The organism is Mesorhizobium sp. RCC_202, from assembly GCF_041355295.1.
GTDB lineage: Bacteria > Pseudomonadota > Alphaproteobacteria > Rhizobiales > Rhizobiaceae > Mesorhizobium.
The window spans coordinates 16,279-35,735 of record NZ_JBFUPO010000017.1; the positions used below are offsets into that span (position 1 = coordinate 16,279).

20 protein-coding genes are annotated in these 19,457 nt (G+C 63.9%); 11 read left to right on the forward strand and 9 right to left on the reverse strand.

All coding sequences use genetic code 11. The features are described 5' to 3' along the window. Positions 1-6 precede the first annotated feature (6 nt). Genes AB6802_RS27930 through AB6802_RS27940 form a run of 3 tightly spaced genes read left to right on the forward strand, consistent with a single transcriptional unit; the run spans position 7 to position 3,439 of the window. A complete protein-coding gene (locus tag AB6802_RS27930) occupies positions 7-954 on the forward strand; it encodes an ABC transporter permease (protein WP_371013433.1) in 948 nt (315 codons plus the stop codon). Next, the gene (locus AB6802_RS27935) at positions 951-1,820 is read left to right on the forward strand and encodes an ABC transporter permease (protein WP_371013434.1); all 870 of its coding nucleotides are present in this window, start codon (positions 951-953) and stop codon (positions 1,818-1,820) included. Before AB6802_RS27930 ends, AB6802_RS27935 begins: the two co-directional genes overlap by 4 nt. After that, positions 1,817-3,439 carry an ABC transporter ATP-binding protein gene (locus AB6802_RS27940; protein WP_371013435.1) on the forward strand — a complete coding sequence of 541 codons (1,623 nt, stop codon included), beginning with the start codon at positions 1,817-1,819 and terminating at the stop codon, positions 3,437-3,439. The genes AB6802_RS27935 and AB6802_RS27940 overlap by 4 nt, the downstream gene beginning before the upstream one ends. A gap of 105 nt (positions 3,440-3,544) precedes the next feature. On the opposite strand, the gene AB6802_RS27945 is transcribed toward AB6802_RS27940, so the two are convergent. After that, positions 3,545-3,976: a TerB family tellurite resistance protein gene (locus AB6802_RS27945; protein ID WP_371013436.1), complete on the reverse strand. Its 432-nt coding sequence runs from the start codon at positions 3,974-3,976 to the stop codon at positions 3,545-3,547. A 104-nt stretch (positions 3,977-4,080) separates the two neighbouring features. Between AB6802_RS27945 and AB6802_RS27950 the strand changes: the two genes are divergently transcribed. The 4 genes from AB6802_RS27950 to AB6802_RS27965 all read left to right on the forward strand — a co-directional run bounded on the left by AB6802_RS27950 (position 4,081) and on the right by AB6802_RS27965 (position 6,497). Then, positions 4,081-4,866, forward strand: coding sequence for a TSUP family transporter (locus AB6802_RS27950; protein ID WP_371013437.1), 786 nt, complete (start codon positions 4,081-4,083; stop codon positions 4,864-4,866). Positions 4,867-4,917: 51 nt separating this feature from the next. Next, complete coding sequence (locus AB6802_RS27955) at positions 4,918-5,088, forward strand: hypothetical protein (protein WP_371013438.1); 171 nt, start codon at positions 4,918-4,920, stop codon at positions 5,086-5,088. 83 nt (positions 5,089-5,171) lie between these two features. Beyond that, complete coding sequence (locus tag AB6802_RS27960) at positions 5,172-6,005, forward strand: helix-turn-helix domain-containing protein (RefSeq protein WP_371013439.1); 834 nt, start codon at positions 5,172-5,174, stop codon at positions 6,003-6,005. 72 nt (positions 6,006-6,077) lie between these two features. Then, positions 6,078-6,497 carry a VOC family protein gene (locus tag AB6802_RS27965; RefSeq protein ID WP_371013440.1) on the forward strand — a complete coding sequence of 140 codons (420 nt, stop codon included), beginning with the start codon at positions 6,078-6,080 and terminating at the stop codon, positions 6,495-6,497. Here AB6802_RS27965 and AB6802_RS27970 read toward each other — a convergent pair. The 3 genes from AB6802_RS27970 to AB6802_RS27980 all read right to left on the reverse strand — a co-directional run bounded on the left by AB6802_RS27970 (position 6,492) and on the right by AB6802_RS27980 (position 9,143). Further along, positions 6,492-6,950 (reverse strand): hypothetical protein, encoded by a 459-nt coding sequence (locus tag AB6802_RS27970; RefSeq protein ID WP_371013441.1) that lies wholly within the window; start codon positions 6,948-6,950, stop codon positions 6,492-6,494. The genes AB6802_RS27965 and AB6802_RS27970 overlap by 6 nt on opposite strands. Before the next feature lie 112 nt (positions 6,951-7,062). Next, positions 7,063-8,538, reverse strand: coding sequence for a cobyric acid synthase (locus AB6802_RS27975; protein ID WP_371013442.1), 1,476 nt, complete (start codon positions 8,536-8,538; stop codon positions 7,063-7,065). Beyond that, positions 8,538-9,143 carry a dimethylsulfonioproprionate lyase family protein gene (locus AB6802_RS27980; protein WP_371013443.1) on the reverse strand — a complete coding sequence of 202 codons (606 nt, stop codon included), beginning with the start codon at positions 9,141-9,143 and terminating at the stop codon, positions 8,538-8,540. Before AB6802_RS27980 ends, AB6802_RS27975 begins: the two co-directional genes overlap by 1 nt. Before the next feature lie 145 nt (positions 9,144-9,288). Between AB6802_RS27980 and AB6802_RS27985 the strand changes: the two genes are divergently transcribed. Both AB6802_RS27985 and mmsB read left to right on the forward strand, forming a co-directional pair. Further along, positions 9,289-10,455 (forward strand): isobutyryl-CoA dehydrogenase, encoded by a 1,167-nt coding sequence (locus AB6802_RS27985; RefSeq protein ID WP_371013444.1) that lies wholly within the window; start codon positions 9,289-9,291, stop codon positions 10,453-10,455. Between the two features lie 23 nt (positions 10,456-10,478). Then, entirely contained in the window at positions 10,479-11,363 is an 885-nt protein-coding gene (mmsB, locus tag AB6802_RS27990) for a 3-hydroxyisobutyrate dehydrogenase (RefSeq protein WP_371013445.1), read from the forward strand. Between the two features lie 280 nt (positions 11,364-11,643). Here mmsB and AB6802_RS27995 read toward each other — a convergent pair whose 3' ends face one another. The 4 genes from AB6802_RS27995 to AB6802_RS28010 form a co-directional block, all read right to left on the reverse strand. Further along, positions 11,644-12,003 (reverse strand): hypothetical protein, encoded by a 360-nt coding sequence (locus AB6802_RS27995; RefSeq protein ID WP_371013446.1) that lies wholly within the window; start codon positions 12,001-12,003, stop codon positions 11,644-11,646. Positions 12,004-12,134: 131 nt separating this feature from the next. Then, a complete protein-coding gene (locus AB6802_RS28000; RefSeq protein ID WP_371013447.1) occupies positions 12,135-13,514 on the reverse strand; it encodes an aspartate aminotransferase family protein in 1,380 nt (459 codons plus the stop codon). A 52-nt stretch (positions 13,515-13,566) separates the two neighbouring features. Further along, a complete protein-coding gene (locus tag AB6802_RS28005) occupies positions 13,567-13,689 on the reverse strand; it encodes a capsid protein (protein WP_371013448.1) in 123 nt (40 codons plus the stop codon). Between the two features lie 47 nt (positions 13,690-13,736). After that, entirely contained in the window at positions 13,737-15,809 is a 2,073-nt protein-coding gene (locus tag AB6802_RS28010) for a prolyl oligopeptidase family protein (protein ID WP_371013449.1), read from the reverse strand. Positions 15,810-15,923: 114 nt separating this feature from the next. Here AB6802_RS28010 and AB6802_RS28015 point away from each other — a divergent pair, with 114 nt between their 5' ends. Further along, on the forward strand, positions 15,924-16,463 hold the full coding sequence (locus AB6802_RS28015) for a hypothetical protein (protein WP_371013450.1): 540 nt from the start codon (positions 15,924-15,926) through the stop codon (positions 16,461-16,463). A 12-nt stretch (positions 16,464-16,475) separates the two neighbouring features. On the opposite strand, the gene AB6802_RS28020 is transcribed toward AB6802_RS28015, so the two are convergent. Then, entirely contained in the window at positions 16,476-17,636 is a 1,161-nt protein-coding gene (locus AB6802_RS28020; protein WP_371013451.1) for an MFS transporter, read from the reverse strand. 238 nt (positions 17,637-17,874) lie between these two features. On the opposite strand from AB6802_RS28020, the gene AB6802_RS28025 reads away from it, so the two are divergent. After that, on the forward strand, positions 17,875-19,452 hold the full coding sequence (locus AB6802_RS28025) for a trimethylamine methyltransferase family protein (RefSeq protein WP_371013452.1): 1,578 nt from the start codon (positions 17,875-17,877) through the stop codon (positions 19,450-19,452). Positions 19,453-19,457 lie beyond the last annotated feature (5 nt).

Genomic DNA, 19,457 nt, shown 5'->3' on the forward strand with positions numbered 1-19,457 from the left:
CCTCCCATGACCGCCTACCTCCTCAAGCGCCTTGGCATCGCGGCCCTCACCTTGGTGCTGGCCTCGATTGTGGTGTTTGCGGTCATGGAGATCCTGCCTGGAGATCCGGCGCGCCTGATGCTGGGGCTGAACGCCAGCGCCGACCAGGTTGAATTGCTGCGCAACCAGATGGGGCTGAACGCGCCGCTGGTGCTGCGCTACCTGCATTGGGCGGGCGGGCTGCTCAGCCTCGATTTCGGCCGCTCCTACACCTATTCGGTGCCGGTCATCGACCTGATCCGCGAACGCGTGGTCGTTTCCCTGCCCTTGGCGCTGATCGCGCTCGCGCTGTCGACGATCATCGCAATTCCGGTCGGCGTGTTTTCCGCCAGCCGGCAAGGCCGTGCCGGCGATACGCTTGCCATGGGTGCGGCCCAGCTTGGCGTCGCGGTGCCGAACTTCTGGTTCGCGCTGATGCTGATCTATCTCTTTGCCGTCTGGCTACGACTGGTGCCGGCCGGCGGTTTCCCCGGCTGGAGCGCCGGGATCTGGCCGGCGCTGAAGTCGCTGCTCCTGCCGGCAATCGCGCTGGCGCTTCCGCAGGCGGCGATCCTGGCCCGTGTCGCCCGCTCGGCGCTGATCGAGGTGCTGAACGAGGATTACATCCGTACCGCCCGCGCCAAGGGCCTGCCTTACCGGGCTGTGCTTTGGCGTCACGCGCTGCGCAACGCCTTGATCCCGGTGCTTACCATCCTCGGCCTGCAATTCGCCTTCCTGGTCGCCGGCACCGTCATCATCGAGAACGTTTTTTATCTCCCCGGCCTCGGCCGGCTCGTATTCCAGGCGATTACCCAGCGCGACCTGATCGTCGTCGAGGGCGTCGTCATGCTGTTGGTCGCCGCCGTGATCGTCATCAACCTCGTCGTCGATTTCTCCTACGCCGTCGTCGATCCGCGCCTGCGAGGCCGGCAATGACGATGCGTGTCGAATTGCCCGAGGAAACACTCGCCAGCGTGCTGGCAAAGGCCTTCGGCAACCGCTCGTTCCTGATCGGCTTTGCCATCACGTTGCTGGTGGCCGCGGTCGCGCTGCTTTCCTTCGCCTGGACGCCCTACGACGTCACCAAACTGGTGATCGCCGACAAGACGCTGGCGCCCGCATGGACACACTGGTTCGGCACCGACCATTTCGGTCGCGACATCCTGTCGATGATCATGGTCGGCGCCCGCAACTCGATCGCCGTGGCGCTGGTTGCGGTCGGCATCGGCATGGGCATCGGCGTGCCGCTCGGCGCCTTGGCCGCGGCGCGCGGCGGCCTCGCCGACGAGGCGCTGATGCGCGTCAACGATCTCGTCTTCGCTTTCCCGGCGCTGCTGTCGGCAATCATGATCACCGCCATCTTCGGTCCCGGCGCCGTCAACGCCATCATCGCCATCGGCATCTTCAACATCCCGGTGTTCGCGCGTGTCGCCCGCGCCGGCGCGCTGGCGATCTGGCCGCGCGAGTTCATCCTTGCCGCCCGTGCGGCCGGCAAAGGCGCCACGCAGATCACGATCGAGCATGTCCTGCCCAACATCGCGACGCTGCTTCTGGTGCAAGGCACCATCCAGTTCGCGCTGGGCATCCTCGCCGAGGCAGGGCTCTCCTATGTCGGCTTGGGCGCCCAGCCGCCGATGCCGAGCTGGGGCCGCATGCTGTTCGACGCGCAGACGCGCATGGTGACCGCGCCCTGGATGGCGATTTTCCCTGGCATGGCGATCGTCGTCACGGTGCTCGGCCTGAACCTGCTCGGCGACGGCATCGCCGATATCCTCGACCCGAAATCGCGGCGGCGCCGATGAGCCTGCTCGAGATCGAGAACCTGTCGCTGTCGATCGGCCAGACGCCGATCCTGAAGGCAATGGAGCTCACCGTCGCGGCCGGCGAAGTCGTAGGCCTGGTCGGCGAATCCGGCTCGGGCAAGTCGATGACGGCGCTGACGATCATGCGGCTCTTGCCGCATCTGGCGCGCGCCGGGGGTCGCGTTACTTTCGACGGCATCGACATCCTCGCCGCCAGCGAAGACCAGATGTGCGCGCTCCGCGGCGACGACATCGGCATGGTCTTCCAGGAGCCGATGACGGCGCTCAATCCGGTCAAGACGATCGGCGAGCAAGTGGCCGAAGGCATACGCTGGCACACAAAGGCAAGCCGCGCCGAGGCCGAGTACCGCGCGCGAAAAATGCTCGACCGGGTCGGCCTGCCCGAAGCAAGATTCCCGTTGTCGCGCTACCCGCACGAACTGTCCGGCGGCCAGCGCCAGCGCGTCGTCATCGCGATCGCTTGCGCGCTGAAGCCGAAATTGTTGATTGCCGACGAACCGACCACCGCGCTCGATGTCGTGCTGCAGGCGCAGATCCTCGATCTGTTGCGCGATCTGGTCAGCGAGAGCCGTATGGGCCTGCTGCTGATCTCGCATGATCTTGCGGTGGTGACCGAGATGGCCGACCGCCTGACCATCCTGCGCCATGGCGAGGTGATGGAGGCCGGTGACACGGCCCGCACGCTGTCGGAGCAACTCCACCCTTATACGCGCCAACTGGCGCTGGCTTCGATGCATGTACCGGCGCGCCCGAAGCCGCATCAGGCCGGCTCGGCAAAGCCGCTGCTCGACGTCGAAGGCGTCAGTCGCGATTATGCAGGGAGGCGCACATCGCTGTTCCGGCCGGCGCAGCCGATCCGCGCCGTCGACGACGTCTCGCTGACCATTGAACCTGCACAATCGGTGGCGCTCGTCGGCCGCTCCGGCTGCGGCAAGTCCACGCTTGCCCGCATGATCCTGGCGCTGGACAGGCCGACGGCGGGCACAATTCGTTTTCGGGGCGAGACCATCACCGGCAGGGCCGCATCCGAGCTCAAACCGGCACGGCGCGACATGCAGGTTGTGTTCCAGGATCCCTACGGCTCCTTCGACCCGCGCCAGAAGGTCGACAAACTGGTGGCCGAACCGCTGCATCTCCTGGAAAAGCAGCCGATGAGGCCGGAGCAGCGCGATATGGTCGCGCGTGCGCTGCATGAGGTTGGCCTCGCGCAAAGCGACATGGACAAATACCCGCATGAATTCTCGGGCGGCCAGCGCCAGCGGCTGTCGATTGCCCGCGCCATCATCACCCGGCCGAAGCTGGTCGTGGCCGATGAGCCTGTTTCGGCGCTGGACGTGTCGATCCGCGCTCAGATCCTCGATCTGTTCGCCGAGCTCAACCAGAAGCTCGGCATCGCCTATCTGTTCATCACCCACGACCTGACGGTTGCCCGCGCCATGGCCGACGAAGTGCTCGTGATGCATGAGGGCAGGATCGTCGAGCGCGGCAAGGCGAGTGAAGTGCTCGACCGCCCACAGTCAGAGGCTGCCAAGGCGCTGGTTGCCGCCGCTCCCGATCTGCATCGGGCGATTGCCCGGCGCATGCAGGAACAGGGGTGAGCAACCGGTTCGCCAAAGGCGAATTCATCGTGCCAGTGGCACGATGAAAGGCCACCGAACGCCGGGACGCTGCGAAGCAGCGCGGACCCGGCCGGGCGGCCGCGTTCAGCCTTCCGGCTTCACCACATCGACCGGGCTGATATCGAGCAGGTCGAGTGTGCGGCGCAACAGTCGCACTTCGCTCTCGGCAAGCTTGGAATCGGCCTTGGCGATCTCCGCCATATGCTGGGCGAGCAGCTTGCGCCGCTCGACATCGAGATCGCGAAACAGCGCGATCGCCTGCGAGCCGTTGGTCTCGTAGCCGTAATCGTTGAGATATTCGATGACGCTGTCGATGCTGCTTTCGGCAATGCCGAACGCCTCCTTGCAGATGCGCCGGAAGACGACCATCTCACTCTCTGAGACCGAGCCGTCGGCCAGGATCATCCGGAACAGCATCAAGAGTTCCGCCGACAGCACCGGGTCGTCCGCCACTTTGCGCACACCGGGATCGCCGTCGAAGATCGAGCGTATCTGATCGAGCAGCGCCATCACCATAAAACTCCCGTTTCGATTCCGGAGGGATTGTTAGCGTGGAATCGCTCTTGCGCAAACGAGGCGAGCATGATGGAAGCTGCTGTTTCCTTCCAAGCGCCCTCCTGATGATCGACCTCACCCTGCAGACTGTCCTCATGCTCGTCGCTGCGGCCTTTGCCGCGGGCTTTGTCGATTCGATCGCCGGCGGCGGCGGGCTGATCACCATCCCGGCGTTGCTGCTGGCCGGCTTCTCACCGGTTGCGGCCCTCGGCACCAACAAGCTGCAGGGCATATTCGGCTCGGGTTCGGCCACCATCCACTATGCCGCCAAGGGTCAGGTCGACCTGCGCCGGCAACTGCCGTCCGCGGCGCTGGCGCTCGCCGGCGGCGCCATCGGCGCCCTGCTGGCGACGGTTGTTCCCGGCGATGTCCTGCGCGCCATCCTGCCGCTGCTCCTGATCGCGATTGCGCTCTATTTCGCGCTGAAGCCCAACATGGACGATGTCGACCGCGCCGAGCGGCTGTCGCCTTTCCTGTTCGGGTTGATCATCCCGCCGCTGGTCGGCTTCTATGACGGCGTGTTCGGCCCGGGCGCCGGCTCCTTCTATATGCTCGCCTTCGTCTCCCTTGCCGGCTACGGCGTGCTCAAGGCGACCGCCCACACCAAGCTGCTCAATCTGGCTTCCAACATCGGCGGTTTCATCGTCTTTGCCGCCGTCGGGGTCATCGACTGGAAGATCGGCCTGATGATGGGCGTGGCGCAATTCATCGGCGCCCGCGTCGGTGCCAGCCTCGCCATCAAGATCGGCGCGAAACTGATCAAGCCGCTGTTGGTAGTCGTCTGCCTGGCGCTTGCCGCGAAGCTCTTGGCCGACCCGGCCAATCCGCTACGCCAGCTCATTGGTATGTGAGGCCCCTGCTGATACTATATGAGTGTGCGAATCATGTTGGAGGGACCGGACATGAATCTCAGTGCACCTACCCAGATCGTATTCATCATTTCGTTGGTCATCGCCGTCATCGGCCTTCTCGCTGCTGTCAACGTTCTTGCATTCATTCCGCTTGCATCGGTGTGGATTATGCTCGTCGCTTATGTCGTGCTCGCCGCCGGCTGTTTGATGCGCGGCGCGTGAGCATTGCATCTCAGGCAACTCGGAGCGCCCGGCCCTGCCGGGCGCTTTTGATTTTTGCGAGCGTGTTCTGCTAGGCTCGGGTCATGTCCGACGAGACAGAGCGCCATCGACACGACAATCGCTCTCCCGCCCTCAATTTCGAGATGGTGCGGCGCAAACCAGCATCTTCGCTCGCCGGCATCGTCACCGACATCTGCGGCTACCGCGAAATCCGTCCCGGCCATTTCCGCATCGTCGAATATGCCTCGCTCACCGTACCGCTGGTGATCAGCTTCGCCGACGCCTTCGCCATCGGCCTCGGCCACGCCCCGGGCGACAATGATCGTTACGCCAGTTTCGCCGCCGGCCTCTATGCCGGGCCGGTCATGATCGAATCCTTCGGCGGCTGTTGCTGCATCCAGGTCAATTTCACGCCGCTTGGCGCCAGGAAGTTCTTCGGCCTGCCGATGAGCGAATTGCGCGACCGGATGGTCGGCCTCGACGACGCCCTGGGTCTCGATGGCATGGCACTGCGCGAACGGCTTGGCGAGGCGTCGGATTGGGACGCGCGCTTCGACATTGCTGAGGGCTTCATTGCTGGCCGCCTTGCTGAGGCGAATGCGCTTTCGCCCGAGATTGCCTGGGCCTACCGGACCGTCATCGCCTCAGGCGGGCGCACACGCATCTCTTTGCTTGCCGGCGAAATCGGCTGGAGCCGCAAGCATCTGGCGGCAAAATTTTCGGACGCCATCGGCATCGGGCCAAAGACGCTGTCGCGCGTCGTGCGCTTCAACCGCGCGCTGTCGCTGTCGAAACAGCAGGACGACGACTGGGCCAGCATCGCCGCGGACTGCGGCTATGCCGACCAGGCGCATCTGGTGCGCGAATTCCGCCAGTTCGCCGGGCAAACGCCGACCGCGCTCGCCGCCCTGATGTAGGTAACATTTCTTCAAGACGCCGCAACGGCCTTCGTCGAGACTGGGTTTATCGACCCAAAAAAGGAGACCGCCATGTCCACGGCCAACGAAGCACCACGCATTTATCCTACACTGCGCTACAAAAACGCGGCCGCCATGATCGACTGGCTGTGCGAGGCCTTCGGCTTCGAGGTCCGCGCCCGCTATGGCGAGGGCGATGTCGTCCATCATGCCGAGCTCACATTCGGCTCCTCGATGATCATGCTCGGCACCGCCCGCGACGACGATTACGGCAAGATGGTCGGCGATCCGGGCGGAGGCGGCAAGTCGACCTATATCGCCGTCGACGACGCCGACGCGGCTTATGCCAAGGCGAAGACAGCCGGCGCGAAAATCATCCAAGAGCTGGTCGACCGCGACTATGGCAGCCGCGAGTTCATCTGCCTCGACCCGGAAGGCAATGTCTGGTCCTTCGGCACCTATTGGCCGAAGGCAGGCGAAAAGGCATCATGAACCCTCTCGGTAACGAACGGGGTTCTCGGGGTCCGCGTTGAACATACTGGCTGTTTCGGCAACCAGCTTCGCAACCATTTCGGCTTCGAGCTCATCAAATCGCACGAAGCTGAAATTGTTTCTTCCCGACCGTGTTTCCCCGAGCTTGCCTCGGTAGCGATCGACGATCGGGTGGCCGTCGACAGCGACCGAAACATAGACGCTTATGTAGCTCCTCTGGAGGGCGACGCCGATCACCGGCCAGTCGGTCGATTTGCCGCATTTTATGGAGTAGCGGAACCTGCCGTAGCCGATCATTTTCATGCGCATGCCGGCGCTTCCCGCCGGAGTGCCTGCATGAAAATGGCGTTGCAGCGACCGGGCAGCTTCGCGGATCAATCCGTCGAATTTCCGAAGGTCCGGCTCCCGTTCCGGATCGAAGCCGAAATAGTCGTTTAGATCATCGGCGGTCACCTTGAAACATCGAGCGATCTCCTTTCCGAGCGCCTCCCCCTGTTCAAGGACGAATTCGATGAAGCGGCTCCGACAGCGCCAAAACACATTCCGCAAGGCGATGAGGGATGGCCTAGCGGGCCAGCGAGAAGATGGCCTCGCAGTCGAGATGGGCCTCCAGTTCGGCCGCGATATCGTCAAGCGCCTTCTCGACCTCGGCGCGATAGTCGAGGCCGCCGCCCTTGACGCCCAGGCTTTCCAGATAGGCGGCGCGAAAGGCGTCGGCGGAAAACAGCCCGTGCAGGTAGGTGCCGATCACCTTGCCGTCGGCCGAGATCGCGCCGTCCTCGACGCCATCGATGACGGCCGACGGCCGCGCGGTGTCGGGACCGGTGGTGCGGCCGAGATGGATTTCGTAGCCTTCCAGCGGCAGATCGAACGGCACCGACCGCGCGCTTGAATTGCGCACCGTCTTTTCCGGCTCCATCACCGTTTCGATATCCAGCAGGCCGAGGCCTTCCGTCTCCCTCACGCTGCCTTCGATGCCTTCGGGGTCACGCACCACCCGGCCAAGCATCTGATAGCCGCCGCAGATACCGACGACGTGGCCGCCGCGTTTTCGGTGGGCGGCGAGATCGCGATCCCAGCCGTTTTCACGGAATTTGATCAGGTCGCCGATCGTCGACTTCGAGCCCGGAATGATCACCAGTCCCGCATCCTCCGGCAGTCGCTTGCCCGGCGGCACGAACACCACCTCGACCTGCGGCTCGGCCTTGAGCGGATCGAGATCGTCGAAATTGGCGATGCGCGCCAGCATCGGCACGGCAACCTTCAGCGCTCGCTTCCCGCCGGAAACGAGGCGTTCGAGCACCACCGAATCCTCGGACGGCAGCCGGCCGGCAGCCTTGAGCCACGGCACGACGCCAAAGCAGCGCCAGCCGGTGAAGCTGTCGATCGCCTTGATCCCGTCGTCGAACAGCGAAACATCGCCGCGGAACTTGTTGATGATATAGCCGGCGATCATGCGCCTGTCTTCCTCCGGCAGGATCAAATGCGTGCCGGCAACCGAGGCGATGACGCCGCCGCGATCGATGTCGCCGACCAGGATCACCGGCACGTTGGCGCGCGTGGCAAAGCCCATATTGGCGATGTCGCGGGGACGCAGATTGATCTCTGCCGGCGATCCGGCGCCCTCGACGATGACCAGATCGGCGCCCTCGCCGACCTTGTCCCAGGAGTCCAGAACGGCGTCCATCAGCCTGGCCTTCATCGTCTGGTAGTCGCGCGCCCGCGCCTCGCCGAACACCTTGCCCTGCACGATCACCTGCGAGCCGATATCGCTCTGCGGCTTGAGCAGCACCGGGTTCATATGCACCGTCGGCTTGACCCCACAGGCCAGCGCCTGCAGCCATTGCCCGCGGCCGATCTCGCCATCGCCGGACCTGTTGTCGCCGGGGATTTCGGCGACGGCGGCATTGTTCGACATGTTTTGCGGCTTGAACGGCCGGACATTCAGCCCGCGCTTCCTGGCGGCGCGGCAGAGCCCTGCCACCAGCACGGTCTTGCCGACATCCGAACCGGTGCCTTGCAGCATGAATGCCTTGGCCATCAGCCCCTGCCCCCCGTGCCGATGGTCGATGTCTGCGCCAGCGGCCCGCCGCGCCAGAGATAGAGCGCCATCAGCGGATCCTTGCCGGTGCGCATGGCGTGGCTGACATTGGACGCGTGGTGGATCACCTCGCCTGCCGCACGCAGCTGGAAACCACCCTCGCCCATGCGCCATTCGGTGCCGCCGGTCAGCGGAATGTAGATTTCCTCGGCGATGTGATGGTGGTCGGGATAGACGATGTCCGGCCCAAGGATCAGCACGCCGCCAGCGACCGCGTCATTGGCGAAATGCCCGCGCGTGCCGAACACCTCCAACCAGCCGTAATTGTCGATGAAGCCCTGGCCGAAATCGGCGGCGCTATAGGTCTGGCCCCAGCGCAACGCGTCGCGATTGTTGGCGACGAGCCGCACCAGCGGCTGGATTGCCGGAGGCGCAAGCTCAGCGATGCGGTCGAGATGGTGAAGGCAGGCAAGACCATGCGGTTCAAGCGAACGTGCCGGCATGGTCCAATCGATAGCGGCGACCGCGCCCCTGACCACCGCGCCCTCAACGCTCTTGAGATACCCCCGGAACTCCCGGAGCAAAGCATCGAAAATTGTCGGCACAAACGGCTCCGTTATCATTCCATGCACAACCGGTCCGCAGGGGGCCGGGTTGCGCGGCGGCATCATTGGTCTAGATTGGCGAGCGCGCATAGCCAAAAACGACAGGCCAGCGACAGGCCGGCCGAAAACCATCAGGGAGCACGTCATGGACGCGGCAGTCGATGCGGGCACTGGCCAATTCGAACTCAACGAGGACCAACGCGCCATCCAGGAGATGGCCCAGGCTTTCGCGGCCGATCGCGTTGCGCCCAATGCGCTCGATTGGGACAAGGCAAAGCACTTCCCCGCCGATGTGATCCGCGAGACCGGCCCGCTCGGTCTGGGCGGCATTTACGTACGCGACGATGTCGGCGGTTCGGCGCTGGGCCGGCTCGATGCCGTGCTGATCTTCGAGGCGCTGGCGCATGCCGACCCCGCCTTTTCGTCCTTCATTTCGATCCACAACATGGCGGCCTCGATGATCGACCGCTTCGGCTCCGACGAGCAGCGCCAGCGCTTCCTGCCGAGGCTGACCTCGATGGAGTGGCTGGCCAGCTACTGCCTGACCGAGCCTGGCTCCGGCTCGGACGCAGCCGCCCTGAAGACCCGGGCGGTGAAAGGCGGCGGCGACTATGTCTTGAATGGCGCCAAGCAGTTCATCTCCGGCGCCGGCGACAGCGACCTTTATGTCGTGATGGCGCGCACCGGCGCCGACGGCCCGAAAGGCATTTCCACCTTTGTCGTGCCGAATGACGCGCCTGGCCTCTCCTTCGGCGCCAACGAGCACAAGATGGGCTGGCACATGCAGTCGACGCGCCAGGTCATCCTCGAGGATTGCAAGGTGCCGGCCGAAAACCTGCTTTCAGGCGAAGGCGCCGGTTTCGGCATCGCCATGGCCGGGCTCGACGGCGGCCGCCTCAACATCGCCGCGTGTTCGCTCGGCGGCGCGCAATCGGCGCTCGACAAGGCGCTTGGCTATACAAGCGAGCGAAAGGCGTTCGGCTCGAAGATCAACCAGTTCCAGGCGCTGCAATTCAGGCTGGCCGACATGGAGACAGAGTTGCAGGCGGCGCGCATCTTCCTCTACGCCGCCGCCTCGAAACTCGACCGCAAGGCCCCGGACGCCGGCAAATGGTCGGCGATGGCCAAGCGTTTCGTCACCGATATCGGCTTCGACGTCGCCAACCAGGCGCTGCAGTTGCATGGCGGCTACGGCTATCTGCACGACTACGGCATCGAGAAACTGGTGCGGGATCTCCGCGTCCACCAGATCCTCGAGGGCACCAACGAGATCATGCGCGTCATCATCGCGCGATCGCTGATCGGCCGCTGACAGAAAACATTCGGGAGAAAACGATGGCAACCATCGCCTTCATCGGCCTCGGCAACATGGGCAATCCCATGGCTGCCAATCTGGTCAAGGCCGGACACGCTGTGAACGGGTTCGACCTTGTGCCGGAAAACCTTACCGTGGCCCGGGAGCATGGCGTGACGGTGATGGCCAACGCGATGGCTGCTGTGAAAGACGCCGACGTCGTCATCACCATGTTGCCCGCCGGCAAGCATGTGCTCTCCGTCTACGAAGACATTGCGCCTAAGGCCAAGCCGGGCGCGTTGTTCATCGACTCCTCGACCATCGACGTCGAATCGGCTCGCAAGTCGCATGCGATCGCCGCGAAGCACGGCCTGCCCTCGATTGATGCGCCTGTCTCCGGCGGCACCGGCGGCGCCACCGCCGGCACGTTGACCTTCATGGCCGGCGGCTCCGATGCGGCTTTCGCCGCCGCCGAGCCGATCCTGAAACCGATGGCCGGCCGCATCGTCCATTGCGGCGGCGATGGCGCCGGACAGGCGGCCAAGATCTGCAACAACATGATTCTCGGCATCTCGATGATCGGCGTCGCCGAAGCCTTTGTGCTGGCCGAAAAGCTCGGCCTGTCGCACCAGGCGCTTTTCGACGTTGCCTCCACCTCCTCCGGCCAGTGCTGGTCGCTGACCACCTATTGCCCGGTGCCCGGCCCGGTTCCGGCATCGCCGGCGAATCGCGATTACAAGCCCGGCTTCGCCGCGGCGCTGATGCTGAAAGACCTGAAATTGGCGCAGGAAGCCGCCCAGAGCGCCGGTGCGGTAACGCCCTTGGGCGCCGAGGCGACGCAGCTTTATGCGCTGTTCAATGCACAAGGCCATGCCGGCGTCGATTTTTCCGGCATCATAAATTTTCTGCGCGGTAATTTAAAATAAGTCACTGATTACAAAAGGTTATTAGCCGCAGCGGCTAGAAAATTTAGATTTGCTTAAGGTCTCGATAACGCACCGGTAACGATGTGCCTATAAAACGGACTTCGAGGCGGACATCACATTCGCCCGGCGCTCCGGATCAGGTCTCGCGTACCGGAGCCCGTTAGTTTCGCAAGTGCTTCGTCGCGAAACGCCATGTGTATCTGGCAAAGCCGCGTTCCCATTGGGGCGCGGTTTTTGCTTTTCCGGGCGCTATACTGCTCAGCCCTTCCAAGCAATTTCCCTAAGCCTTGTTGGACAACCGCCGGAAATTTGCCTTCACAGCGCGGCTGGCAGGCTTCAGCGCCGCGCTGATCGACCGTTCCGCCGCGATGCCGTTGAACAGCGATGGCGTGCGGCCCGAAAAAACCTCAGGCCAGAAACGCGCCGCCGAGTGCCACAGCGCCATCTGCGCCGCAAACGCGCCTTCGGCTACCGCGTTGGCTTTCTCCTGCACCGCGCGTGCGGTTTCAGGACTATAGGCTCGGCCGGTTTCGGCGGCCATCAGCGGCAGCCGCATCAGCGCCACCAGCGGCGCCAGCATCAGGTCCTGACCGATCCCTGCCGCTTCAAGCGACCGCCGGCTCTTGCCTGTCTTTGCCATGAAAATCCAACCCCAATGCAGCCGGTGTGGCCGGCTCCCGACACTTAAGCGCGTGGCGGGCCATTCGTTCCCCGACATATCTGGAAAGTTGGCCGGGCGCCACGTATCAAAAGGCGCCCGGCCCTTTTGTCCTAGCGCTTGCGCAAATCCGCCTCGGCAAGATCGAGCGCCTTTGCGATGCGGTCGCAAGCCATGTCGACGGTGTCGCGCGTCCAGATCAGCGGCGGCGACAGGATCATCGTGTCGCCGGTGGCGCGCAGCATCAGGCCCTGCGCGATCGCGTGATCGCGCACCACGACGGCAGCACTTCCCGACGGCAGGTAACGCTCCTTGGTCGCCTTGTCCTTGACGATCTCGATCGCGCCCATCAGGCCGATGGAGCGCACTTCGCCGACCAGCCTGTGGCCGGCAAGCTGCTCCTGCAGCGCCTGCGCGAAATACGGGCCGGTGTCGTTCTTGACGCGTTCGACCAGGCCTTCGCGCTCGATGATCTCGAGGTTCTTCAACGCCACGGCGCAGGCCACCGGATGACCGGAATAGGTGTAGCCGTGATAGAACTCGCCACCTTTCTCGACCAGCGTCTTGGCGACGCGGTCGCCGACCAGCAGCGCCGACAGCGGCTGGTAGCCCGAAGTCAGCGCCTTGGCGGTGGTGATGGTGTCGGGCTCGATTCCGAAAGTCTGCGCCGCGAACCATTCGCCGGTGCGGCCATAGCCGGTGATGACCTCGTCCAGCATCAACAGCACATCGTATTTGCGGCAGATGCGCTCGACTTCCGGCCAATAGCTCATCGGCGGGATTTTCACGCCGCCGGCGCCCATCACCGGTTCGCCGATGAAAGCGGCGACCTTGTCGGCGCCGGCTTCGAGGATCGCGTCCTCCACCGCCTTGGCGGCGCGGATGCCGAAATCATGGTCGCTTTCGCCCGGCAGAGCGAGCTCATAAGCATAAGGCATCATCACATGGACGATGTTGGGCACCGCGCCGCCCAACTGCTTGTGCATCGGCTCCATGCCGCCAAGCGACGTGCCGGCGACCGTCGAGCCGTGATAGGCCGACTTGCGCGAGATGATGCGGTTCTTCTCGGGCTTGCCTTCGAGCGCCCAATAGTGGCGGACAAGCCGCAACGCCGTATCGTTGGCTTCCGAACCGGACGAGCCGTAAAACACCTGGCTGACATGCTTGGGCGCCAGCTCGGCCAGCTTCTTCGACAGAAGCACCGGCGTCGGCGTCGAGCATTTGAAGAAGGAGTTGTAGTAGGGCAGCTCCTTCATCTGCGCATAGGCGGCCTCGGCCAGCTCGTCGCGGCCATAGCCGACATTGACACACCATAGCCCGGCCATGCCGTCGAGGATTTCCGTGCCGTCGGCATCGTAGATGAAGGGGCCGTTGGCGTGGGTGATGATGCGCGAGCCTGTTTCGCGCAGTTCCTTGTGGTCGGTGAAGGGATGCAGGTGATGCGCGGCGTCGATCTGCTGAAGCTGCTTCAGCGAATAGTTCTGATAAGTCATCGATTTGATCTTTCCTCTTGAATCAATCCGGCAGCCGCCGGGGGCGGATTCGTCAGAGGAAGCGGGGGGGCGAATAGCCGATGCGGGCGCACAGTCGCAAAAGCTCGGCGCGCAGCGTGCGCGGCGACGGCGTCACCGCGACCCCAAAGGCGCCATATGTCATCTTGCGAGCCATGCCAGGCAGCTTACGCCGCCTGAGGCCCAAGATTCAAGCCGTACCGGTCAGGCAGATTCACCAAGCGCGCGCTGCAGGAACATATAGCGCATCGCCGTTTGCGCCGCTTGCGGACGGCGGTCGCCGCGCCCGCCATGGCCGCCTTCGGTTTCTTCGAAGAACCGCGTCCTGGCATGGCCCGTCTCCTGCAGGCGCGCCGCCATCTTGCGGGCATGGCCAGGATGGACGCGGTCGTCGGCGGTCGAGGTCATCAACAGCACCGGCGGATAGGCGGCATCCGAGACATGCTGATAGGGCGAGTAAGCGCCAAGCCAGGCAGCCTCTTCCGGCTTGGCCGGGTCGCCATACTCGGCGATCCACGAGGCGCCGGGCGGCAGTTCGGTGTAGCGCAGCATGTCGAGCAGCGGCACGTCGATGATGACGGCGCCGAACAGGTCCGGCCGCTGCGTCAGCGACACGCCGGTCAGCAGGCCGCCATTGGAACCGCCCTGGATGCCGAGCTGCGCCGCCGTCGTGATGCCGCGCTTGACCACGTCTTCGGCCACGGCGGCGAAGTCGTCATAGGCATTCTGGCGTTTGCCCTTCAGCGCCGCCTGATGCCAGGCCGGGCCGAACTCGCCGCCGCCGCGGATGTTGGCCTGGACATAGGCGTTGCCCTTGTCCAGCCACAGTCTGCCGCGAATGCCGGCATAGCCCGGCAGCAGCGGCACTTCGAAGCCGCCATAGCCATAGAGCAGCGCCGGCACCGGCGCTTTCTGGTCGCGCCGCCTGACGACGAAATACGGGATCATCGTGCCGTCCTTCGAGCGCGCCTCGAATTGCTCCGAAATATAAGGCGAGGCGTCGAAGCGGGCCGGCTGCGACTTCACCGTCGCAAGCGTCTCGCCATTGTCGTCCGACCAGATGATCGAGCTTGGCGTCAGGAAATCGGTAAAGGAGAAGGACACGCTCGAGCCGAAATGCTCGGCATGGCTGATGCCGACATTGCCGTTTTCGGGCAGCGCCACGGGCTTCAGCGTCCAGCCCTCAGCCGTTCGGTCGCAGCCGATGACCTTGCCGCGCACATTGTCCATCAGGTTGATGAACAGGCGGTCCTGCGTGCGGGCGCTGCCGGCGATCGACACCCGATGTGCCGGCTCCAGCACGGTTTCGACCGGTTCGAATCTGCCGGTTTTGATCCAGCGGTCGAAATCGATTGAGTAGAGCCCGTCCGGCAAACAATGCGTGCCGTCAGGCGCCGTCCACGGGCTGCGCACGCCGAAGATGAGCTGGCCCTTGAAGATCGCCGTGTCGGTGGCGTCGTCGGGCAGCGGGATGCGCCTGTTCTCGCCCGAGGGAAGCCGCAAAAAACTATGCGCGGTAAAAAAATCGATCGTCCTGCCAAGCAGCACATGGCGCTTGTCGCCGTCGAACTCGACGCCGCCTCCGACCGCGAGATCCTGCTTATCGGCTTCGAAGATCGGCGTCGCGTCTTCGAGCTTCGTGCCGCGCGGCCAAAGCTTGATGACGCGCGGATAGCCCGACTGGGTCTTGTCGTCTTCCTCGAAAGCCGCCGAGACGATCACCGTATCCTCGTCCAGCCAGGAAAAGCCCGACTTCGAGGCGGGCGCGGAAAAACCGCCGTCGACAAAGGACTTCGTGGCGATGTCGAACTCACGCATCTCGCTGGCGTCGCCGCCGTCCGGCGACATGGAGAGCAGGCAGCGGTCGAAATCGGGATAAAGCCTGCTGGCGCCGCCGAACACCCATTTCACACCTTCCTTCGCGGAAAGCTGATCGAAATCGATGATCGTCTCCCAGTCCGGCTTGTCGGTCTTGTAGGAGGCAACCGTCGTGCGCCGCCACAGTCCGAGCGCATTGGTCTTGTCCTGCCAGAAATTATAGACATAGCCGGCAAGTGCCGCGCCGACCGGCATATTGTCCTCGGCTGTCATCAGATCGAGCGCGGTCTCGAAGGTCGCCTGGTAGGAAGGATCGCCCTGCAACTCGCCGACCGTCAGCGCATTCTGGCGGTGAACCCAGTCGAGCGCTTCCTTGCCGTTGCGGTCCTCCAGCCAGAGAAAAGGATCTTCGGCCTTGACGGCCGAACCAGGCTGCTTTTGTGCGGTCGATTGGGTCATGCGGTCTCCGAAATTCGTCTCGCTCGGTGCCACAAACATCGGCATGGCGCTACCGACATTCAATCGAAGCCGATAAAAAGGCGATCTGAAGTCATCAACGCCAGGCCGGACCTCATGCAACGTCTTTACATAGCGACGGAGAAATTTGGCCCATCCGACGGCCCCAGATGGGAAAATTACGTCGCATGGTCAGGCCTGACGCAGCTGGCCGAGGTGGTCACGCTCGATGGAATGCTCTGCCCTATCGTCCTTGACGAGATAAGGAAAAGCTACTGGCCTCACATCGTGAACGAAGACTATATGCTCAGCTTCTTCCTGGATTTGGATTTCCTCCTGTCGGAACTGCCGGATACGCGAGAGTTCAACCTTCTTGGTGTCATCCGAAAACCCGTTGAAGATGTCAGCTCACTTGCATGGGACGGGTTTGCGTTCCTTGGCTACGATCTCATGGACAAGGACGTCGGCAACAGCGCGTTGACCAATTGCGGCGGCTTTCCCGAAGCGTTCGCGAATTCAGAGCTATCGAGATTCGGACTAGTCACGGATTTTGAACGCGCCGTCGAAATCCAGCAGACGCTGCGCCGCAAATACTATCCGCCCGAACACCATGCCGATTGCGATCTCTGGGCCATTTTCAGACGACGAGAGACCTAAGAGTCCGCCGGCTTACACCACCCGCCGGCGCGCGACCGTGGCCGCCGCCAGCGCCGCGCAGATTGCGCCGAGCGTGAGCGGCAGGCCGGCGGTGCCGATGACGTCCATGGCGCTGCCGGTCAGCGGCGGCACGATGATGCCGCCAAGGCCCCACATCAGCGAAAAGGCGGCGTTGCCCGCGACCAGCGCCGAGCCGGTGAACCGTTCGCCGAGCTCGATGATCGACATGGTGTAGACGCCGTAGGAGACCGCGCCCCAGACGAACACGCAGGGCCAGATCAGTGGCGTGTCGATCAGCGCCGGCAACAGCGCGCAGCCCAGAATTGTCGCGAGAACGCAGCCGAAGCGCACCAGCCGTGCCGTTAGCCTTTCGGCAAGCAGGCCGAGCGGCACCTGCATGGCGATGTTGCCGGCAATCATCACCGACAGCAGCGCCGACATGCGCGCATCGGGGATGCCATGGTGCGTCCCATAGACCGGAAGCAAGGACAGTATGGCTTGCTCGAAACCGGCGGCAACGACGACCGCCGACATCAGCAGCCACGCCATCGGTATGAAAGCCAGAACCGAAACCTTGTGACCCGTCTCGTCGACTTTGGGCAGTCGTCGAACCACCAATGCCAGGCAGCAACCGCAGAAGAGAAAGGCGAAGATGCCGACCAGGAATGGCGCCCAGCCTTCGGTGCCAACGGCCAGAAGGCAGAGCGGGCCGGCGGCGAAGCCAGCCGAAATGATGGTCGAATAGAGGCCCATGATCCGCCCGCGCCGCGACGGCGGCGCCAGCGCGATCACCCAGGTCTCGCTCAAAACATAAAGCGGATTGGTCACCACGCCGGTCAGGAAACGCAGCGGGAACCAGAGAGTGACATCCTGCGTCCAGCCGATCAGCCCCAGCACCAGCGCCGACAGCGCCGCACAGGTGAGCGCCGTGCGCCCTGCCCCGAAGCGGCGCGCCAGCCCCGGGATCAACGGCGAGGACAGGATGAAGCCGATCGGCGTCATCGCCGCCGAAAGCCCGATGACGGCCGGCGATACGCCTTGACGTTGCAGGATGAAGCTCAACAGTGGATAGGAAAGCCCTTGCGCGATGGCAAAAACCGAAACGGTCGCGATCACGCCGATGATCGCCGCCCATTGCATCGGCTCGCCGCTGCTCTTTTCCGCAAGATCCATGATGCGACTTAGCGGGTCGCCGCGACCGCGGTAAGCCCCGCCGGCGAAAAGCGCTTGCTCCAGTCAGCTCCTGTCAGGCGTGACGACGTTGGCGCGCGCGACAGAGCGCGAAGATCACCAGCGCAAACTGCCGTTCCGGCATGTCGCTTCCCTCGTCCTAGTGGTCGCCGCCTCCGCAATGGCTGGACAGCCGCCGGTCCATTATGCCGCCGCATTATCGAAGCGTACGAGGCCTCCCATGACCGCCGCCCTGCACCCAGCCGAACCGCCCTTGGCAACCGACCGCGCCCGTCGCGGTGGCCGCGCGGGCAAGCGCGCCGGCGGCTCGGCCGCCTTCGAACAGCCGGCGTTCAGGCAGTTGAGAAACCCGCTGACCCCGACAAAGCTGGTTTCCGACGACGAGCTGGAATCGATCCACCTCGCCTCATTGCGCGTCTTGAAGGAAATCGGCGTCGACGTCCTGCATGACGAGGCTCGCCGCATCATGAAGGCGCATGGCGCCGACGTGACCGAAGGCTCGGAGCGGGTGCGCTTCGACAGCGACATGATCCTCGATCTGATCTCGAACTGCCCCTCGGAATTCACGCTGCATGCCCGCAACCCGGCGCACAATCTGCGTTTCGGCGGCAACAACGTCATCCTGTCGATGATGGCCTCGGCGCCGAACTGCTCCGATCTCGACCGCGGCCGCCGCCCCGGCAACCAGGCCGACTACCGCAACTTCCTGCGCCTGGCGCAGATGCACAACATCCTGAACTGCACCGGCGGCTATCCGGTCGAGCCGACCGATATCCACCCTTCGGTGCGCCATCTCGAATGCATCCGCGATCTCGCCACGCTGACCGACAAGGTCTTCCACATCTATTCCCTCGGCAAGGAACGCAACGTCGACGGCATCGAGATCACCCGGATCGCGCGCGGCATCAGCCCTGAGCAGATGCTGGAAGAGCCGTCGGTCTTCACCATCATCAACACCAATTCGCCGCTCAAGCTCGACGTGCCGATGATGGAAGGCATCATCCAGATGTCGAGCAAGGGCCAGGTCGTCATCGTCACGCCCTTCACCCTGTCGGGCGCCATGGCGCCCGTGACCATCGCCGGCGCGCTGGTGCAGCAGAATGCCGAGGCGCTGTCGGGCATCGCCTTCGCGCAAATGGTGAAAAAAGGCGCGCCGGTCGGCTATGGCGGCTTCACCTCCAATGTCGACATGAAATCCGGCTCACCGGCCTTCGGCACGCCCGAATACATGAAGGCGCAGCTCGTCGGCGGGCAGCTCGCCCGCCGCTACAACATCCCCTACCGCACCTCCAACACTTGCGCCGCCAACACCGTCGACGCACAGGCGGCCTATGAAAGCGTCTTTTCGCTGTGGGGCGCCATCCAGGGCGGCGGCAATTTGATGATGCACGGCGCCGGCTGGCTCGAAGGCGGACTGCGCTGCTCTTATGAAAAAACCATTCTGGACATCGACCTGTTGCAGATGGTGGCCGAATTCCTCACCCCGCTCGACCTGTCCGAAGAAGCGCTCGGCTTCGACGCCATCCAGTCTGTCGGCCCCGGCGGCCATTTCTTCGGCACCCAGCACACGCAGGACCGCTACAAGACCGCCTTCTACTCGCCGATCCTGTCCGACTGGCGCAATTTCGAGACCTGGGCCGAAGCTGGCTCGCCGACCGCGTTGGAGAAGGCCAACAAGGTCTGGAAGGAACGGCTGGCGTCCTATGACGAGCCCTACATGGATCCGGCCATCCGCGAGGAGCTCAACGACTTCGTCCAGAAGCGCACGGCCGAAGGCGGCGCGCCGACCGATTTTTGATCAAT